At 51.6% G+C, this 16,795-nt stretch carries 20 protein-coding genes; 5 read left to right on the top strand and 15 right to left on the bottom strand.

The window, feature by feature from the left end; genetic code table 11:
* Nucleotides 1-20 precede the first annotated feature (20 nt).
* Nucleotides 21-896, bottom strand: a complete 876-nt coding sequence (gene eboC, locus F0P93_RS10380) for a UbiA-like protein EboC (protein ID WP_150876277.1) — start codon at nucleotides 894-896, stop codon at nucleotides 21-23.
* A gap of 86 nt (nucleotides 897-982) precedes the next feature.
* Nucleotides 983-1,915: a TatD family hydrolase gene (locus F0P93_RS10375; RefSeq protein ID WP_150876276.1), complete on the bottom strand. Its 933-nt coding sequence runs from the start codon at nucleotides 1,913-1,915 to the stop codon at nucleotides 983-985.
* Between the two features lie 199 nt (nucleotides 1,916-2,114).
* Between F0P93_RS10375 and F0P93_RS10370 the strand changes: the two genes are divergently transcribed.
* Together F0P93_RS10370 and F0P93_RS10365 are read left to right on the top strand one after the other, a co-directional pair.
* Nucleotides 2,115-2,762: a DUF4136 domain-containing protein gene (locus F0P93_RS10370; RefSeq protein ID WP_150876275.1), complete on the top strand. Its 648-nt coding sequence runs from the start codon at nucleotides 2,115-2,117 to the stop codon at nucleotides 2,760-2,762.
* A 117-nt stretch (nucleotides 2,763-2,879) separates the two neighbouring features.
* Nucleotides 2,880-3,524: a porin family protein gene (locus F0P93_RS10365; RefSeq protein ID WP_150876274.1), complete on the top strand. Its 645-nt coding sequence runs from the start codon at nucleotides 2,880-2,882 to the stop codon at nucleotides 3,522-3,524.
* Nucleotides 3,525-3,588: 64 nt separating this feature from the next.
* On the opposite strand, the gene F0P93_RS10360 is transcribed toward F0P93_RS10365, so the two are convergent.
* From F0P93_RS10360 to rpsU, 3 genes are all read right to left on the bottom strand, one after another.
* Nucleotides 3,589-4,341, bottom strand: coding sequence for an EboA domain-containing protein (locus F0P93_RS10360; RefSeq protein ID WP_191908771.1), 753 nt, complete (start codon nucleotides 4,339-4,341; stop codon nucleotides 3,589-3,591).
* A gap of 36 nt (nucleotides 4,342-4,377) precedes the next feature.
* Nucleotides 4,378-5,265 carry a tyrosine-type recombinase/integrase gene (locus F0P93_RS10355; RefSeq protein ID WP_150876273.1) on the bottom strand — a complete coding sequence of 296 codons (888 nt, stop codon included), beginning with the start codon at nucleotides 5,263-5,265 and terminating at the stop codon, nucleotides 4,378-4,380.
* A gap of 100 nt (nucleotides 5,266-5,365) precedes the next feature.
* Nucleotides 5,366-5,563, bottom strand: coding sequence for a 30S ribosomal protein S21 (rpsU, locus tag F0P93_RS10350; RefSeq protein ID WP_114404259.1), 198 nt, complete (start codon nucleotides 5,561-5,563; stop codon nucleotides 5,366-5,368).
* A 209-nt stretch (nucleotides 5,564-5,772) separates the two neighbouring features.
* Here rpsU and F0P93_RS10345 point away from each other — a divergent pair, with 209 nt between their 5' ends.
* On the top strand, nucleotides 5,773-6,690 hold the full coding sequence (locus tag F0P93_RS10345; RefSeq protein ID WP_150876272.1) for a Ppx/GppA phosphatase family protein: 918 nt from the start codon (nucleotides 5,773-5,775) through the stop codon (nucleotides 6,688-6,690).
* A 65-nt stretch (nucleotides 6,691-6,755) separates the two neighbouring features.
* On the top strand, nucleotides 6,756-7,247 hold the full coding sequence (locus tag F0P93_RS10340) for a PaaI family thioesterase (RefSeq protein WP_150876271.1): 492 nt from the start codon (nucleotides 6,756-6,758) through the stop codon (nucleotides 7,245-7,247).
* Between the two features lie 152 nt (nucleotides 7,248-7,399).
* Here F0P93_RS10340 and F0P93_RS10335 read toward each other — a convergent pair whose 3' ends face one another.
* Entirely contained in the window at nucleotides 7,400-8,152 is a 753-nt protein-coding gene (locus F0P93_RS10335) for an SDR family NAD(P)-dependent oxidoreductase (protein ID WP_150876270.1), read from the bottom strand.
* A 151-nt stretch (nucleotides 8,153-8,303) separates the two neighbouring features.
* On the opposite strand from F0P93_RS10335, the gene F0P93_RS10330 reads away from it, so the two are divergent.
* Nucleotides 8,304-9,497 (top strand): dipeptidase, encoded by a 1,194-nt coding sequence (locus F0P93_RS10330; protein WP_150876269.1) that lies wholly within the window; start codon nucleotides 8,304-8,306, stop codon nucleotides 9,495-9,497.
* A 1-nt stretch (nucleotide 9,498) separates the two neighbouring features.
* On the opposite strand, the gene F0P93_RS10325 is transcribed toward F0P93_RS10330, so the two are convergent.
* The 9 genes from F0P93_RS10325 to sufC form a co-directional block, all read right to left on the bottom strand.
* Nucleotides 9,499-11,025, bottom strand: a complete 1,527-nt coding sequence (locus F0P93_RS10325; protein WP_150876268.1) for a capsule assembly Wzi family protein — start codon at nucleotides 11,023-11,025, stop codon at nucleotides 9,499-9,501.
* Nucleotides 11,026-11,155: 130 nt separating this feature from the next.
* Nucleotides 11,156-11,581 (bottom strand): BrxA/BrxB family bacilliredoxin, encoded by a 426-nt coding sequence (locus F0P93_RS10320; protein ID WP_150876267.1) that lies wholly within the window; start codon nucleotides 11,579-11,581, stop codon nucleotides 11,156-11,158.
* Nucleotides 11,582-11,760: 179 nt separating this feature from the next.
* Nucleotides 11,761-12,072 (bottom strand): DUF59 domain-containing protein, encoded by a 312-nt coding sequence (locus F0P93_RS10315; protein WP_138989839.1) that lies wholly within the window; start codon nucleotides 12,070-12,072, stop codon nucleotides 11,761-11,763.
* An 11-nt stretch (nucleotides 12,073-12,083) separates the two neighbouring features.
* Nucleotides 12,084-12,533, bottom strand: coding sequence for a SufE family protein (locus tag F0P93_RS10310; protein ID WP_150876266.1), 450 nt, complete (start codon nucleotides 12,531-12,533; stop codon nucleotides 12,084-12,086).
* A 2-nt stretch (nucleotides 12,534-12,535) separates the two neighbouring features.
* Nucleotides 12,536-12,820 (bottom strand): type II toxin-antitoxin system RelE/ParE family toxin, encoded by a 285-nt coding sequence (locus tag F0P93_RS10305; RefSeq protein WP_150876265.1) that lies wholly within the window; start codon nucleotides 12,818-12,820, stop codon nucleotides 12,536-12,538.
* Entirely contained in the window at nucleotides 12,817-13,011 is a 195-nt protein-coding gene (locus F0P93_RS10300) for a hypothetical protein (protein WP_150876264.1), read from the bottom strand. The genes F0P93_RS10305 and F0P93_RS10300 overlap by 4 nt, the downstream gene beginning before the upstream one ends.
* Before the next feature lie 26 nt (nucleotides 13,012-13,037).
* The gene (locus F0P93_RS10295; RefSeq protein WP_150876263.1) at nucleotides 13,038-14,276 is read right to left on the bottom strand and encodes a cysteine desulfurase; all 1,239 of its coding nucleotides are present in this window, start codon (nucleotides 14,274-14,276) and stop codon (nucleotides 13,038-13,040) included.
* Between the two features lie 167 nt (nucleotides 14,277-14,443).
* The gene (gene sufD / locus F0P93_RS10290; RefSeq protein ID WP_150876262.1) at nucleotides 14,444-15,763 is read right to left on the bottom strand and encodes a Fe-S cluster assembly protein SufD; all 1,320 of its coding nucleotides are present in this window, start codon (nucleotides 15,761-15,763) and stop codon (nucleotides 14,444-14,446) included.
* A gap of 102 nt (nucleotides 15,764-15,865) precedes the next feature.
* Nucleotides 15,866-16,621: a Fe-S cluster assembly ATPase SufC gene (sufC, locus tag F0P93_RS10285; RefSeq protein WP_138989836.1), complete on the bottom strand. Its 756-nt coding sequence runs from the start codon at nucleotides 16,619-16,621 to the stop codon at nucleotides 15,866-15,868.
* Nucleotides 16,622-16,795 lie beyond the last annotated feature (174 nt).

The raw sequence follows: 16,795 nt of genomic DNA, 5'->3' as shown, positions 1-16,795 counted from the left end.
GTTTGGCCGGAACCGTTCGGTTACGTCACCGCAAATACTTTGGCCAGCAGCCGCGACAACGGCAACAGGCAAGCCACAAGCATCGCCAGCGGGAACGAGGCAAAAGCGGCCACCCACGCGGCATTCATGACAATCAGCGACAACACTCCCGATTTAACCGCCATGCCGATGTTTCGGCCCGTTGGTTCGCGAATGGCTTGCCAGAGGGGCGGAAAAATAAAGAAGCCAAACAGTAAAAGAAACGGAATGGCCGTTCCTAATTGGTGTTGCTGCTGGGCAATGGCACCGATGCAGCCGATCACGAGTCCATACAGCAAACCGGCCACCCTGAGAACCATGGGTTTTCCACCATGTACTTCGCCCCGGCTGATCATCGTAATGGCGGCAATGTAGACAATCGGAATCACGCCCAGCGAGGCCCACAGCGGCACCTGATCGGGCAGAACACTGATACCCAGTACCAGATTCAGCCCCCGGCACAGGCCCATGTTCAGCGGCCCGATGATGGCATTGTGTTTTCCAAACTTGTCGTAAACGAGCGATGCAACGCTAATTGCAATGGCCAGCCCGCCCGCTGTTGGGTTCACCATCCAGGCGGCTACCATCCCGATCAGCAATAATACACTTCCCAGTAAAGTTGCCTGTCCCAGGCTCACCTGCCCGCTTGGAATGGGCCGTTCCGGTCGCTCGACGGCATCGAGTTCGGCATCGAAAACGTCGTTGAACACCACGCCCCCGCCATATAAGCCGACCGTCGACAGGCAAAGCCAACCCACCGGCCCCGGATCGGCATCAGGAATCATGTAATAGCCGGCAATAGCCATTCCCGCCATGACATCGGCAACAGAGGTGATGAGGTTGGCAGGGCGAGTTAGGCGAAGAAGCGGGAGGAGCATGTTTTTGAATGATGGATGATGAATGATGAACGATGAATTGCATGTGCGTCAGCCAAATTCATCGTTCATCATTCATCATCCATCATTTACTTAATAATCGTTGATGATTTATCCACCCTGGGCGCTTGTCCTCCGCGCAGCACCGAACTACCATTGTAGCGCTGGCTCTGGTCGATGTCGATGGGTTGTTCGAAGTCGGCGAGGCTGATCTGGCCGCTCTGGGCAAAAGCCGTCACGGCGTTTTCGAAGGTGACCAGGCGGATGGTTTCGTCGGAAATGCCGCGTTCCTTCATCAGGGATGCGGTTTTCGGCAACGCCAGGGGATCGCTGATGCCCCAGTCGGCCGCCGAGTTGATCATGATGCGTTCCGGGCCATATTGTTTCACCACTTCCACCATGCGCTCGTTGCCCATCTTGGTGAACGGATAAATCGTAAAACCAGCCCAGAAACCGCGATCCAGGACTTCCTTCACGGTTTCTTCGTTGTTGTGATCGACAATCACCATGCCGGGGTCCAGACCGTGTTCGAGCGCAATGTCCATGCTGCGGCTGGTGCCCTGCTTTTTATCGCGGTGGGGCGTGTGAATCTGCACCGGCAAACCGGCTTCTTTGGCCAGATCCAATTGCGCGCGGTAGTATTTTTCTTCGGCGGGCGTCTGGTCGTCGAAACCAATTTCGCCCACGCCCACGACGCCTTCTTTGTAGATAAACAGCGGCAGAATTTCCATTACCTGCTCGGCCAGAGCCTCGTTGTTGGCTTCTTTGGAGTTCAAACCGATGGTGCAGTAGTGCCGGATGCCAAACTGCGACGCCCGAAACCGTTCCCAACCCACGAGGCTGGCAAAATAATCGCGGAACGAATCGACGCCCGTGCGCGGCTGCCCGAGCCAGAAGGCCGGTTCGATCACGGCCACAATCCCGGCGTCGGCCATCGCCTGGTAATCGTCGGTGGTGCGGGACGTCATGTGGACGTGCATGTCAAAAAACTTCATCCCGCGTACTGTATCTAAAAAACTCATGAGTGTATCGGCTTTAAAAAGCAAAGTTAGTTGGGTAGTCATCCAGTTGCAAGTGACCGGGAGAACGATTCTGATTCCGGGGCTCCGAAAACCGGTTTTGAGCCATTAGAATACTATTAAAAACCGCAGCCATCCCCATTTCGTTAAATAGATGCGGTGCGTTTATCGTTAATTAAGTATAAGGCAAATTCAGTAACCTATGAAAACTGTATTTCGGATTCTGCTGTGGGTGGGCATTTGTGGAGGCATAGGAAGTGGAGTCAGTTCCTGCCGACCCGACCCCCTCGACGACCTGACGCCCGAAGAGAGCCAGGTCTTTATTACCAATCACGACCGTTCGGTCAATTTTGCCAATTATAAAACGTTTAGTTTGCCGGATTCGGTGGTAGAAGTCAGCAACGACCGGCAGCAACTCTCCATGACGGGGATTGAGCAGCCGTTTCTGGATCGTCTGGCCCAAACGCTCACCAGCCGTGGTTATCAGCGGGTGAGCCGGAGCGATAGCGCCGATCTGGGCGTCGCCGTGATGCGGGTTAATAACAGTTATGTAGGAGTCTCCTCCATGCCCTTTTCGCCTTATTACCTCGATTACTGGGGCTACGGCGGTTTGGGCGGTTTTGGGGGCTTCAACCCCTATTACCCCAATTATTATTCGTTCTACGAGGTAAGCGACACCTACTGGCTGATTCAACTGATCGATTTGAAGAATGCGAATACCGCCAGTCAGGAGTTGAACGTCATCTGGCAGGCCCAGATTCGCGGCACCGGTATTTTCGATGCCGCTTCGGTCGATTCCATCATTACCAACGTGTTCGACCAGTCGGCTTACCTGCGGGCTAATCAGTAAAGACAATAGAGGATAGACAAGAGAGAAAAGACAATCAGGACGATCCCGTCTTTCATCTCTTGTCTATCCTCTTTCATCAAAAAAACAGTTATGAATACGAAAATCATATGGAGTCTTATGGGCATCCTCTGGGCCCTGGGAGCAGCGGCTCAAACGAATCAGGAACAAAAAGAGCGGGACATCGAGTTTAATAAAACCCTCTACGAGCGGTTTGTATCGGGTCGGGCTACGGTTTTTTACGGGGTAGGGCTCCCTCAGGGCAGCCAGCAGAACTTCATCGACAAGGTGGGAAACCGTAATTTTGCCGTTGCCGTCGAAGCGATGTTTCCGGGGCGGTTTTCGGTGGGCGCGCGGATCGGGCAGCAGTATGTTTCGGAGCGGTTGCCGCGTCAGGTTTTTTCGTTTGAAGACGGAACCGACATCTCGGCGGTGCAAACCCGGGCGCTGACCACCATTCCGCTGCTGGCGATTGGTTCGGTATACCTGAACGACATCAACTCGGTTTTTCGTCCGTACCTCCAACTGGGTGCCGGTGGGGCTTACGTCGATTATGCCCGGTATTACGGCACGCTGGTGGATCAGAAAACCGGCGTTCGGGGTGCGGTCGCTCCGGCCATTGGGGCCAAGTTTCAGTTTGGAAAAAATAACAACCTGGGCGGAGAAATTCAGGCGCAGTACCAGCACGTCTTTTTCAACTACAACGAGTTGAAAAACAGCACGAATTTGCTGTTTTCGCTGGGATTGTCGTATCGCTGGTTGTAAGCCCTTAATTGACCATCCCTACGGGATTGGGTGAAAAAATCCCGTAGGGATGACCCATTAAAGACTAAACAGGGGCGCCAGCCGCCCCGTGGGTTCGTAGCAAACCCTCCAGTTCGGCCCGGTTGGCTTCGGTTACGAACGGTTTTACCAGTGTCCAGAGTTGCGGGGGAATGGTGCGTCCGGCCGCCCGGCGTTCGTGAGCGTAGTCGACGGCGATGCGCGCCAGCGTTTCATTGGTGCGTTTCTCAAAACCGAGGATTTCTTCTACCGGTTTGTCGCAGAAGAAAGCCTTCATCACCAGTTGGTTCCAGGCGGGTTCGTCCAGTTGCTCGGCCGGATACGGATTTTGGAGCATGAGCGCATCCTGCACCGGACTCATGTTGCTCCGAACGCCCTCGGTGGCCTGAAACCGCCAGTGTTCAGGAAAAGACAGGACCGGAATGGCCGAATACAAGGCCGCCAGTTCGTTCATTTCAGCCGCTTTGAACAGGTTTTCGATGGTGCTGACATACACCGCCGGATCATCGGCAGGCAATTGGAGCAGCCACCACACCCGCGCCAGCCGGTCGAGTGACCAGCCTTCGACAGTAAAACCGTTCCGTAAAGACTGGATTTCCTGCGCCTGCTCGGGCGAAATGCGAATGGTTTGTTTGCCGACGAACCGCGGAATGGCGGTAAAAACGCGGTAGAAAACCGCTGTGGTGGGCTGGTTCCGGTAGGCGTCGGCTTGCTGGGTCAGGTAGGCAACGGCTTTTTCGGCGTCGGGCTGCTGCCGGATCAGGTCGAGGAGGGTGTCGGAAAGTGCGGGCGAATTCATGCCGTAAAAGTAGTAAGCAGATTGACGACTGCCAACTTACCCGGCCTTTGGATGGGCCTGATTATACGCTTTCTTCAATTTATCGATCGTCGTGTGCGTATAGATCTGCGTCGCGGCCAGGCTGCTGTGACCCAGTAAGTCCTTGATGGCGTTCAAGTCGGCGCCCCGGTTGAGCAGATGGGTGGCGTAAGTGTGGCGCAGCACGTGCGGACTTTTCTTTTCCAGGGTCGTTACCAAACCCAGATACCGCTTTACAATCCGCTGAATCAGAACCGGGTACGATTTAACACCCTGGTCGCTCAAAATCAGAAAAACCGGGTCGGCATTGGTGCCGAATTCGGCTTCTTTCGTTTGCTGGTACTGCTGAATCAGAGCGAACAGCGGGTTTGGCACGGGAATGATCCGGTGTTTGTTGCGCTTGCCCAACACCGTGATGGTTTTTTCGTACAGATTGACGTCGGCGGTTTTCAGCCCCACCAGTTCGGCGAGCCGGATGCCGGTACCGTAGAGGAGTTCCAGCACCAGTTTGTCGCGCAATCCCTTGAAATCATCCGGGAAATCGACGTCGTCCAGCAAGGTTTCCATCGGTTTTTCTTCGACAAAAACCGGGATTTTTTTGCTGGTTTTCAGCGCCGAAACTTTCAGCATCGGGTCGGTGGCAATGGCTTTCCGGCGAAGCATAAACCCGAAAAAACTCCGGAGTGTGGCAATTTTCCGGTTGACTGACGTTTTATCCAGCCCGCTTTCGACCAGGCTCACAATCCAGGAACGAATCATGTGAAAAGTCGCGTTTTCGGGTTGGTCCAGTTCGTACTGGCTTTTCAGATAAGCCTGAAACTGGTCGATGTCAATGCGATACGCCGTCAGGGTATGATGGCTCAGGCGTTTCTCGTAGCGGATGTGTTCAAGGAAAGTCGAAACCATAGAGCGTTGAGAGTCAGAATACACAACAAGATACCATAAAAAAAGCAGTAAGCGAATGCCTACTGCCAACCCATGCTGTCGTCGGTGCTTTTACTACAGACTATACTTCACTATTGCTGCCGTACATTTTTTCACGGTACACCGCTTTCAGAATTTCCTGACGACGTTTGATCGACGGTTTCTGGAAAGCAGTCCGGGAACGCAGAGCGCGCAATACGCCGGTTTTTTCAAATTTTTTCTTAAAGCGCTTGAGGGCTTTGTCAATTGACTCGTTTTCTTTGACGTTTATGATAAGCATATCCTGCAATTCGTTAATTTTCTGATACCAAACGGATTGCAAAGGTATGTTTCCAGAAGGAAAAAACCAATAGTTTTGCACGAAATGATTAACAACGAAATGGTCGAATGGTTAAATGGTTGTTGATGGTTAAATGGTTAAAATGGCTGGTGTCCATTTAACCATTTAACCAGTTTTAGCCATCAACAACCATTCAATCCATCCATTCCATGAAACAAGCCGTTATTGACCTCGGAACCAATACTTTTCATTTGATGATTACGGACGCGGGGCGGACGCTTTTTCGGGAAAGCCGACCAACGAAGATTGGGAAATCCGGTATCAATCAGGGCCTTATCACCGACGAAGCCACCGAGCGGGCGTTAACGGTTTTGCGGTATTTTCGGGATGTGCTTGACAGGCACCAGGTTTCGCCCAAAGACGTCGTTGCCATCGGTACCAGCGCCATCCGCAACGCAGGAAACCAATCGGCGTTTATTGACCGGATTCGGCAGGAAACCGGGATTGTCATCCGCACCATTTCGGGCGACGAAGAAGCGGGTTATATTTATGCCGGGGTGCGGGCTGCGGGCGCGCTGGACGAAAAAATGGCGCTGGTGATCGACATCGGTGGCGGCAGCGTCGAATTTATTTTGTGTACGGAGCGACGGGTTTACTGGAAACAAAGTTTCGAAATCGGCGGGCAACGGTTGCTGGAGCGGTTTATGGATACCGATCCGATCAGCCCGACGGCGGTCAATCGGTTGAACCGCTATTTTCAGGAACAATTGTTGCCGCTCACGAATGCCGTTCACCAATACGCGCCCGTCGTGCTGGTGGGTTCGTCGGGTTCGTTCGATACGCTGGTCGACCTGCAATTCATGCACGAAAAAGGCCATTTACCAGACGAAAGCCAGACGGCTTTTGAGTTGTCGATCCGCGAATTTTACCGGTCTTATGAATTATTGCTGACCCGCAACCACGCAGAACGGATGCAATTGCCGGGCATGATCGAGTTGCGCGTCGATATGATTGTGGTGGGTGTCTGCCTGATCGATTACGTGCTGCGTGCCTACGGGATTCAGCAGATCCGGGTGTCGACCTATTCGTTGAAAGAAGGCGTTCTGGCCGGTATTTTTCAATCCTGAAAAGAACGGTTTTGACGCGGAAAGGCCTTGCAATTAACTAATTAACTATATTTTTTACGTACCCAATGGCAGCAGACGAAAGAGAACGATCGTATAACTGGGAGGATCCCATGCAGGGCGCACAGGCCGCCAAAACCATGTCCGGACTGGAGTATTTACAAAGCATTCAGGACGGCATCAATCCGCTTCCGCCCATTTGCCAGACGCTGGATTTTGACCCGGTATCCATGGAAGATGGCAAGGCGGTTTTTTCCGTGATCCCGTCCGAATTTCATTACAACCCGATTGGCGTGGTACACGGCGGTTTGTTGAGCACCCTCTGTGATTCGGCCATGGGGTGCGCCATTCACACCAAACTGGCGGCTGGCGTCGGCTACACCACCCTTGAACTGAAAGTGAATCTGGTGCGGCCCGTGACGGCCAAAACCGGTAAGCTCATCTGCACCGGAACCGTCATCCACGTCGGTCGCAGCGTTGCCACGGCCGAAGCGCGGGTGGAAGACGCGCAGGGCAAACTCTACGCCCACGCGACTTCGACGTGTATGATTTTGAAGTAAGGTTGAAAAATGGTTGGATGGTTGAATGGTTGAAAAATGGTTGGGATGGTTCAAAATGGTTGGATGGTTAGCTGCTATCTTTAACCATGCTTAACCATCCCAACCATTTTGAACCATCAGAGCCATTCAGCCATCCTTTAACCATCAAACCATTACTTCCTGTGAATCGTCGTTGCTGCGGACTGGGCGGAAGCGAGAATGGTCATATCGGCAATGGTGACGTGGGGTGGGGCGGTGACAGCGTATACGACGGCATCGGCGATGTCGGTGGCGGTTAGCGGGGAGAACCCTTCGTAGATTTTGGCCGCCCGCGTTTCGTCGCCTTTGAAACGAACCAGCGAAAACTCGGTTTCGACTGCGCCGGGAGCCACATTCGTTACTTTAATACCGTATTGGGTCAAATCCAGCCGCATTCCTTCGCTCAGGGCTTCGACGGCGGCTTTTGAGGCACAATAGACCCCGCCGTTCGCGTAGGTCTGTTTCCCGGCAATGGAGCTGATGTTGACGATATGACCCCGCCCGTTGGCCACCATGCCCGGCGAAACCGCCCTTGTAACGTACAGCAAGCCCTTCACATTGCCGTCGATCATTGCATCCCAGTCGTCTACATCACCTTCGTGAATCGGCCCCATGCCGTGCGCATTGCCGGCGTTGTTGATCAGCATATCGATGGTTTTCCAGTCGGCGGGCAAAGAAGCGATGGCGGTTTCGACGGCGGCCCGGTCGCGGACGTCGAAGTTGAGCGTATAACACGCTGAATCCGGGCTGAGAGTCTGTTGCAATTCATCGAGCCGTTCCTGCCGTCGGCCACACAGAATAAGCCGGTAGTTTAGTTTGGAAAAAGCGGTTGCAATGGCAAGACCGATGCCGGAGGTGGCGCCGGTGATCAGGGCAGTTGGGGTCATTTTTTGAATGATTAATTTGAAAGAAACAGGTTGTAAAGAAAGCGGATGTTCCGGATAAATCAGAATCAAACCGGCTTCCCGGTCGTTTAACGGGTACGTATAGTACGAATTTAGCGATTCTTTTTTACCTTGGGATTTAGACCACTCGTCAATGAACCCCATTCTTTCCCTATTTCTGCTTCTTGCCGTTTTTTTCCTGCCTTCCGACCGACTGACCCGGAAAGCCCATAAAATTCACCAGCGTATATTGACGCTCGACACCCACGCCGATGCGCCGATTAACATGGTGAAAGACGGTTTTGACGTGGGGGAACGGCACGATCGGGTGCGCGACAAGTCGCAGATCGACTTTCCCCGCATGAAAGAAGGCGGGATGGATGCGATGTTTTTTGCGGTGTATCTGGCGCAGGGCCCCCGCACGCCGGAAGGCCACGCGGAGGCCAAAGCCCGGGCACTCGCCATTTTCAAAAGCATCGATGCGGCTTTAAAGAAACACCCCGATCTGGCCGAACTCGCAACGACACCCGCCGATGCCTACCGCATCAAAAAAGCCGGAAAGCGGGCGGTTTTTATCGGAATGGAAAATGGCTATCCGGTGGGTGAAGATCTGGCAATGCTGAAGACCTATTACGACCTGGGTTGCCGCTACATCACGCTCGCCCACTTTGCCAACAATGCCATTTGCGACTCCGCGACCGATCCCGATGGCCCGCTTTACAACGGCTTGAGCGATTTTGGAAAAAAAGTGGTGCCGGAAATGAACCGGCTCGGCATTCTGATCGATGTGTCCCATATTTCCGATAAATCGTTTTACGACGTGCTGGCCTTGTCGAAAGCACCGGTGATTGCGTCTCACTCCAACGTTCGGGCGCTTTGCAATTTTCCGCGCAACATGACCGACGAAATGATCCAGGCACTAGCCGCGAAAGGTGGCGTGATTCAGGTAAATTTCGTAACTGATTACCTCCGAAAACCGTCAGACGAACACCGCCAGGCGTTGAATGCCATCCGGATGGCGGGTGTGGGCCGGGTGGTAACGCCGGAAATGCGGACGCGTCTCGATGCCAAAGAAGATTCGATTCAGAAACGGTATGCCTACGAACGGGCGAGCGTGGCGGACATCGTTAAACACATCGACTACATTGTCCGGCTGGTGGGCATCGACCACGTCGGCATTGGCAGCGATTTTGACGGGGGCGGGGGCGTCAATGGTCTGGAGGATGTCAGCGAAATTGAATCCCTGACGCTGGAACTGGTACGGAAAGGCTATTCCGAACAGGACATTGCCAAAATCTGGGGCGGGAATTTGCTGCGGGTGCTGGGGCAGGCTAAAGTGGCACGGTAGATTACAGCCAGCCGGTCGGTTTTTTAGCAATTCGGGTGCCAGACGTTTGCCAGATTGGTTTTCGTAAACTAATAAAACCGCCGGTGGCATTCTCATAAAGTTCGCCCGAATCCACAGACACGGCAGCTGTCAGCCAGCAACCACCCAGCCACGATACCGGTAAACCCAATTGCAGGACGGACGACCATTGCGGTAGCGTTTTTGGAAACGGATAATTATATGTGCCTTTGTTCTCGCTGTACGAAACCCTGGCCATTACATCGATTTTGTTAGCCAAAGTGGCCTGAATTCCCAGATGAGCCATTTTAACACGGTTGTTATTGACGATATACCCAATCCGGTATTCCGGTTTGGCATCCACCAGACGGGTTAAAAAAGGCGACCCAATAACCCGGTTTCGGTAAACCCAACCCTCCTGATACTGAGCGTGATTAAAATTGTTGTCACCCCCCCAGCCAAATTGCAGGTTTTTGAGCGCCGGATCACCGCTTTGAAAAACCGTGGAAAAAAACTCCATATTCAGTCCTACCAGGTGAAAAAAGGATGGTGAAGAACGGTTCGTCCGCAGTCTGATGCCATACAGGCCATCCGGAATATTCTGAAGCAGGAAACTGGAAGCATCTTCAAAAGAATGCTGGTGATACAGCAACACCGACAACGTTTGAAGGGGTAGTTCGGCGGCAATATCGAGACTTCCCACATGGTTGCCGTACATATTTTCCCAATCGAATTTCGTGATGCGATCGTTGTTCAGCCCGTTGGTGCGGATGGCAAACACGACGTTTGGGAAATCACTCAGGCGGTTGGGCATCTGACCATTCACCGAAATCGCGTTGTTTGGTAATCGGTCGGTATGCCCGGCCCATTGGACATTGTGATTAAGGCCAGCATAAAACCGGGCTCGCCAGGACGGTTTCCCAATTCGCCAGGTAATTGATTTTTGGTGCAAGAAGGAGCGTTTGATGTACCAGGTATCACCAAACCACCCGTGCGCAAAGAACGCATTGAGGGCCAGCCAACTGTTAAGAGAAATAAATCCCCGGGTGCCGATCTGAATTTTGGGAATGGGTAAAGCATTTCCCGACCAGCTATAGGAACCGGAAGAAAGGGTTGAGTCGACGAGGCCGATGACTTCCCGCCGACGTCCCGCTACCAGCTCTACTCCCTTATGAGTCAGTTTAATGTAGGCTTCCGGTAGCAGAAGCTGGTTGGTTTTTCCAGCATTGCCGACGCTCTCAGCGGCATAAGACAATGTCCATTCCCGGTGCGGACGGATGAAAGAGCGGACGGATGTGGTATCAGTTAATAAAAGTGTGCCCTGTATTCCAACCCGGAGTGTTCCGCCGGGCGATGATAAAGGAATACTGCCATACTGATTGGCCCTTAACCAGAACGGCGTTCGTTCGGCAGTTGAGCCAAATGCTCCCACTTCGGTGTAGGCAGAGACTTGATGCGGATGCGAGTTCTGGGCAAAAACACTCCATGAAAACAGGGTATAAATAACAGGTAGACAGTAGAGTATTTTCATGCCACAAAAAAAAACAAATGTTTCTAATTTCCTATGTTTGGTAACTAATCAATTTGGAGATTCTGGAAAACCGATGCAAAAAAAAGCCGGTAACATGTTGTTACCGGCTTCAAATTTCAGAGGGATATTCTCAGGCTTTTTCGCAAAATTCTTCGAAAGCCATTTCCAAGTGTTGGGCGATCATTTGCGCCGAACGTCCTTCGATGTGGTGCCGCTCGATAAAGTGTACCAACTCGCCATCTTTGAAAATACCGATGGCCGGTGATGACGGCGGGTAAGGCAGCAGATACTCACGCATCCGGGCCGTGGCTTCAGAATCGACGCCGGCAAAAACCGTCACCAGTTTGTCGGGTTTGATACCGCTCAGGTTTAAAGCCGCCTTAACGCCGGGACGAGCCGCACCAGCCGCGCAACCGCAGACCGAGTTGACGACCACCAGCATGGTGCCTTCGGCATTATCCATGGCCTCATCGACTTTTTCGGCGGTGCTCAGGTCCTCGAAACCGACGCTGAGTAGGTCGTCCTTCATCGGGGCAACTAAATGTGGAGGATACATTGTATTGAGTTTTAAAGTGTATAGTAAATGATTGTAATGGTTAAATGGCTGTAATGGTTGGATGGTTGAAGGATGATTAGAAATGGCTGAATGGTTTGTCGTACGGCTAGCTATCCAACCATTATAACCATACAACCCTTTTCAACCCTTTAACCATAACAACCATCGAACCGTTCAAGTTACATAAAGCCGAGTTCCAGCTTGGCCACTTCCGACATCATTTCGGTGGAATAGGTCGGTTCGAATGTCAGCTCGACGCTCACGTCGTTGACGCCTTCAATCGACCGGACTTTGGCCTCGATCTCGCCCGGAATGGTTCCCGCCGACGGGCAGGAGGGGGAGGTCAGCGTCATCAGAATGTAGACGTTGTTAATCGGAAATATTTTGATTTCGTAAATCAACCCCAATTCGTAGACGTCTACCGGAATTTCCGGATCATAGACTTCTTTCAGGGCTTTCACGACTTGTTCTTTGAGTTCTTCGTCATTCATGACTTTCTACTTTATAGCGTTGGCTGTTCGGTCGTACGGTTTTTACCAGCTTGTGCCGCCGAAAACTGCTTCATTTGCTGAATCATGGAAGCTAGTCCACCGGCGCGCCGGGAGGTTACCAAGTTACTCAATCCAATCCGGTCGATGAAATACAAATCGGCGTTGGCAATGTCTTCGGCTTTTTCATTCGACAAAATCCGGATCAATAAACTCACCAATCCTTTGCTAATTTGGGCGGTCGGTTCGCTGTCGGCTTCGAAATGGACGGTATCGCCCCGCATTTCGGAATGCAGCCACACTTTCGACTGACAGCCCCGAATCAGGTTCTCGTCCGTCTGGAACTGCACCGGCATGGGTGGCAGTTTCTTGCCGATGTCGATGATGTATTGCGTCTTATCGAGCTGATCGTCAAAGAGATCGAAGTCTTCGATAATTTCGTCCTGTTTCTCGTTGATGGTCATATTTATAACTTGCCCAAAGGTCGACCCATCGGGCGAATTGCAACTACTTTAATGACACCGTCCTGATAGGTATACACAAGCCTGTAACGTCCAACAAATACTTCACGGATGAACGAAATAGAGAACTCGGGCACCTTTCTTCCCATTTCTGGAAAGCTTGTTATCAGATTTAATTTATTTTCTAATTCATTTGCCCAATCATCTGCCAGAATAGGAGCTTCATCAAGTAAATATGAATAAATATCTTTGACTTCTTCTTTTGCTTCAGCACTCCAGGCGATGATCACTGTTTCTTCAAATCTCTAAGTTCCTGCATAACCTGCTCATGAGCCACTACTTCCCCTCTCTCTATCTGTTGTAAACCCCGTTCAACGCGCTGGATAAACAAGATTCTTTCAATCAAATCATTCGCGGTAACGTCTTCAGGTAAATCCTGAAAACTGTTAATTACCTGACTCTTTTTCAGCGTTACTTCCATGACCATGCTTGAAATGAGTTTTATGGCTACAACATCATCTTTTTGACCCGCAGCAAACCCTGCACCAGCCGGTCAATCTCTTCTTTCGTGTTGTAAACCGCAAAGGAGGCCCGGGTGGTTCCCGTGAGGTTAAACCGGCGCATCAACGGCTGCGTACAGTGGTGACCTGTCCGGACGGCAATGCCCTGCTGATCCAGAATGACGCCCGTATCCTGGTGGTGAATCCCGTCCAGAACAAAGGAAACAACGCTGATCTTTTCAGCACTTTGGCCAATGATCCGCAACCCGTCGATGCTTTCGAGTGCTTCGGTCGCATAGTTGAGCAGGCTGTGTTCGTAATCCGCTATCTTTTTCTTGCCAAGCGTTTCGATGTATTCCAGTGCCGCATACACCGCGATGACATCGGCGATGTTAGGCGTTCCGGCTTCAAACTTATACGGCAGATCGTTGTAAGTAGTTTTTTCGAAGGTGACTTCCTTGATCATTTCGCCCCCTCCCCGCCAGGGCGGCATGGCATTCAGAATATCCCGTTTGCCGTAGAGCACACCCATCCCGGTCGGGCCATAAAGCTTATGGGCCGAAAAGACGTAAAAATCCGCATCCAGTGCCTGTACATCGATGTCGATGTGTGAACTGGCCTGAGCGCCATCGATCAGTACTTTGGCTCCCACGGCGTGCGCTTTTTCGATGAGAAACTTCACTGGATTGATGGTGCCCATCGCGTTCGAAACATGAACGGCGGAGACGAATTTGGTGCGTTCCGAAAGGAGTTTTTCGTATTCTTCCAGAATCAGATCACCCTTGTCATCAATGGGAATCACTTTCAGGATGCAGCCCTTTTCTTCGCACAGCATCTGCCAGGGAACGATGTTGGAGTGATGCTCCATCGTCGTGATGATGATTTCATCCCCTTCTTTCAAAAACCGCCGTCCGTAAGTTTGAGCCACGAGGTTGATCCCGTCGGTAGTGCCGTAGGTAAAGATAATTTCCTCAACATGGGCTGCGTTCAGAAACTGTTGAATGGCCCGGCGCGACGCTTCAAAGGCCGACGTCGCTTTTTCGGCCAGCGTATGAATCCCCCGGTGAATGTTGGCATTGTAGCCTTCGTAATACCGGGTCAGGGCGTGGAGAACCGGTAGCGGTTTCTGGGTGGTTGCTGCGTTATCAAAATACACCAGTTGCCGACCGTTCACGACCTGATCGAGAATCGGAAAATCCCGGCGAATGGCTTCAATATCAAGGATTTCGTGTGTCGCGGTTTGCATAAAATCAGAGTGATCTGTCAGAAAGTAACATGAAGCGACATGGAATGGTGCGAAGAATTAAAGTAATATCGAATATTGAATAACGAATATTGAATAGCGAAGTAATTGTTCCCTTCCATTTCAACATTCGGTATTCAATATTCATTATTCGATATTAATCAATTTTATTATCGTGCGAGTTTGGCCTGGATCCGGCGTTCCAGTTGCTCGCGCAGGGGATCGATTTTGATCTTTTTGATCACATCTTCCGCAAAGGCGAACATCAGCAGCGATTGAGCTTCCGTTTTCGGAATACCGCGTGACTGAAGATAAAATAACGCTTCTTCGTTCAGTTTTCCAGTGGTTGTACCGTGCGAACACTTCACGTCGTCGGCGAAAATTTCCAACTGCGGTTTGGTGTTCATGGTGGCATCGTTCGAGAGCACCACGTTTTTGCACGACTGGTAGGCGTTGGTTTTCTGGGCATCCTGACGGACGAAAATCTTGCCGTTGAAGACCCCCGTCGACCGGTCTTCCAGAATTCCTTTATACAGTTCGTTGCTGTGTGAATTCGGTTTGCGGTGATCCACCAGCGTGTGGTTGTCGATGTGCTGGCGGCCATTGGGGAAATACAACCCGTACATGTGCGCTTCGCAGTTGGAACCGTCGAGGGCAATGTTGAGGTTGTTGCGGATAAAACCGCCGTCGAGGGTAACGGTAGCCGAATAAAAATGGCTGCGGTCTTGCTGATACACCTGCGTGGTGCCGATGTGGTAGGCCATATCCGATTCGTTCTGGATTTTGTAATACTCCATCCGGGCGTCTTCGGCCACCACGATCTCGGTGACGACGTTGGTAAAGCTGGCCTGATCGCCTAGGGTTCGGAACGATTCGGCCACTTTGACTTCCGCGTTTTGATCGACAATAAAGAGGTTGCGCGGTTGCGAAGCCACGTTCATCTGCCGGGCATCGGAAATGAAGCGCAGAATGGTCGGTGCTTCTACCGTCGTATGGGCCGGAACATGAATCACCACGCCTTCGCTGGCAAAAGCCGTGTTCAGGGCGGTGAAAGCATTGTCCTGGAAATCAGCGTATTTGGCAAAATACTGATTCAGCAAATCCGGCGTATTTTTGACCGCTTCGGCCAGCGTCGTGATCGAAAGCTGATCGGCCGGGCTGACAATCTTCGACAACTGGGGCTGATACTGGCCGTTGACAAAGTAGAGAACGTTCCCGTTGAGCTGCGACGACTCCAACTGGGCCAGATCTTCCAGCGTGATCGCAGACGGGGCATTGAATTCGAATACCTCCTTGATTAAGCTATTGACGTTGGTATATTTCCACTCTTCGTGTTTGACGGTGGGGAAACCCAGGCGATCGAACTGGTTGAGGGCTTCGCGCCGGATTTGATGCAAAGCCGACTTGCTGGCTCCGTTCATCCGCTCTTCCGAGGTTCGGAAATCCGCCAGTAGCCTGGATTTGAGATCGTTATTGGGCTGATTGTTCATCTTATGAGTTAAGAATTAAGAGTGAAGAGTTAAGAGTTAAATGCGCCAGCCAAACGCGTCAGCCAACTCTTCATTCTTAACTCATCACTCTTAACTAAAAAATTAGACCGTTTCCACTTCTGCCTTGATCCAGTCGTAGCCTTTTTCTTCCAGCTCGAAAGCCAGCTCTTTGGGCCCTGACTTCACGATCCGGCCTTTGTACAGGACGTGAACGTAATCCGGCACGATGTAGTCGAGCAGGCGTTGATAGTGGGTGACGACGATGGTGGCCCGTTCCGGTGAGCGGAGTTGATTGACACCTTCGGCCACAATCCGGAGAGCGTCGATGTCCAGTCCGGAATCGGTTTCGTCCAGAATGGCCAGTTTGGGTTCCAGCATCGCCATTTGGAAAATCTCGTTCCGTTTCTTTTCACCGCCCGAGAATCCTTCGTTCAGTGACCGGCTCAGCAGCGATTGATCGATATTCACCAGTTTCATTTTCTCCTTCATCAGTTTCAGAAACTGAACAGCATCCAGCGGATCCTGACCCCGGTATTTCCGGATCTCGTTCATGGCGGTTTTCAGGAAGTTGGTCGTGCTGACCCCCGGAATCTCCACCGGATACTGAAACGCCAGGAAAATTCCTTCGGCGGCCCGGTTTTCCGGAGCCATTTCCAGCAGGTCTTTGCCTTCAAACAGCACGCTGCCACCGGTCACGTCATAATCTTCGCGACCCGCCAGCACCGATGCCAGGGTACTTTTTCCAGAACCGTTCGGCCCCATGATCGCGTGTACTTCCCCGGGTTTAACTTCCAGGTTGATACCCTTTAATATCTCTTTACTGCCAATGGATGCTTGTAAATTGCTAATAGTTAGCATAACAGGAGGTTGATTTCGACTCAATTAAACTGCAAAGGTAATGCATGAAGCGATAGCTACACGATTTGATAACAATTTAGACCCGTTAAAAGTTGACGCTCACTGCATTTCGTTGGCAGACACGGCCCGACTTTTTTTTTCACTACCCAATACCTTACCTTGCAACTTGAAGAA

Source organism: Larkinella humicola (genome assembly GCF_008727875.1).
GTDB classification, from domain to species: Bacteria; Bacteroidota; Bacteroidia; order Cytophagales; family Spirosomataceae; genus Larkinella; species Larkinella humicola.
This window is presented reverse-complemented; position numbering and strand designations above follow the sequence as displayed.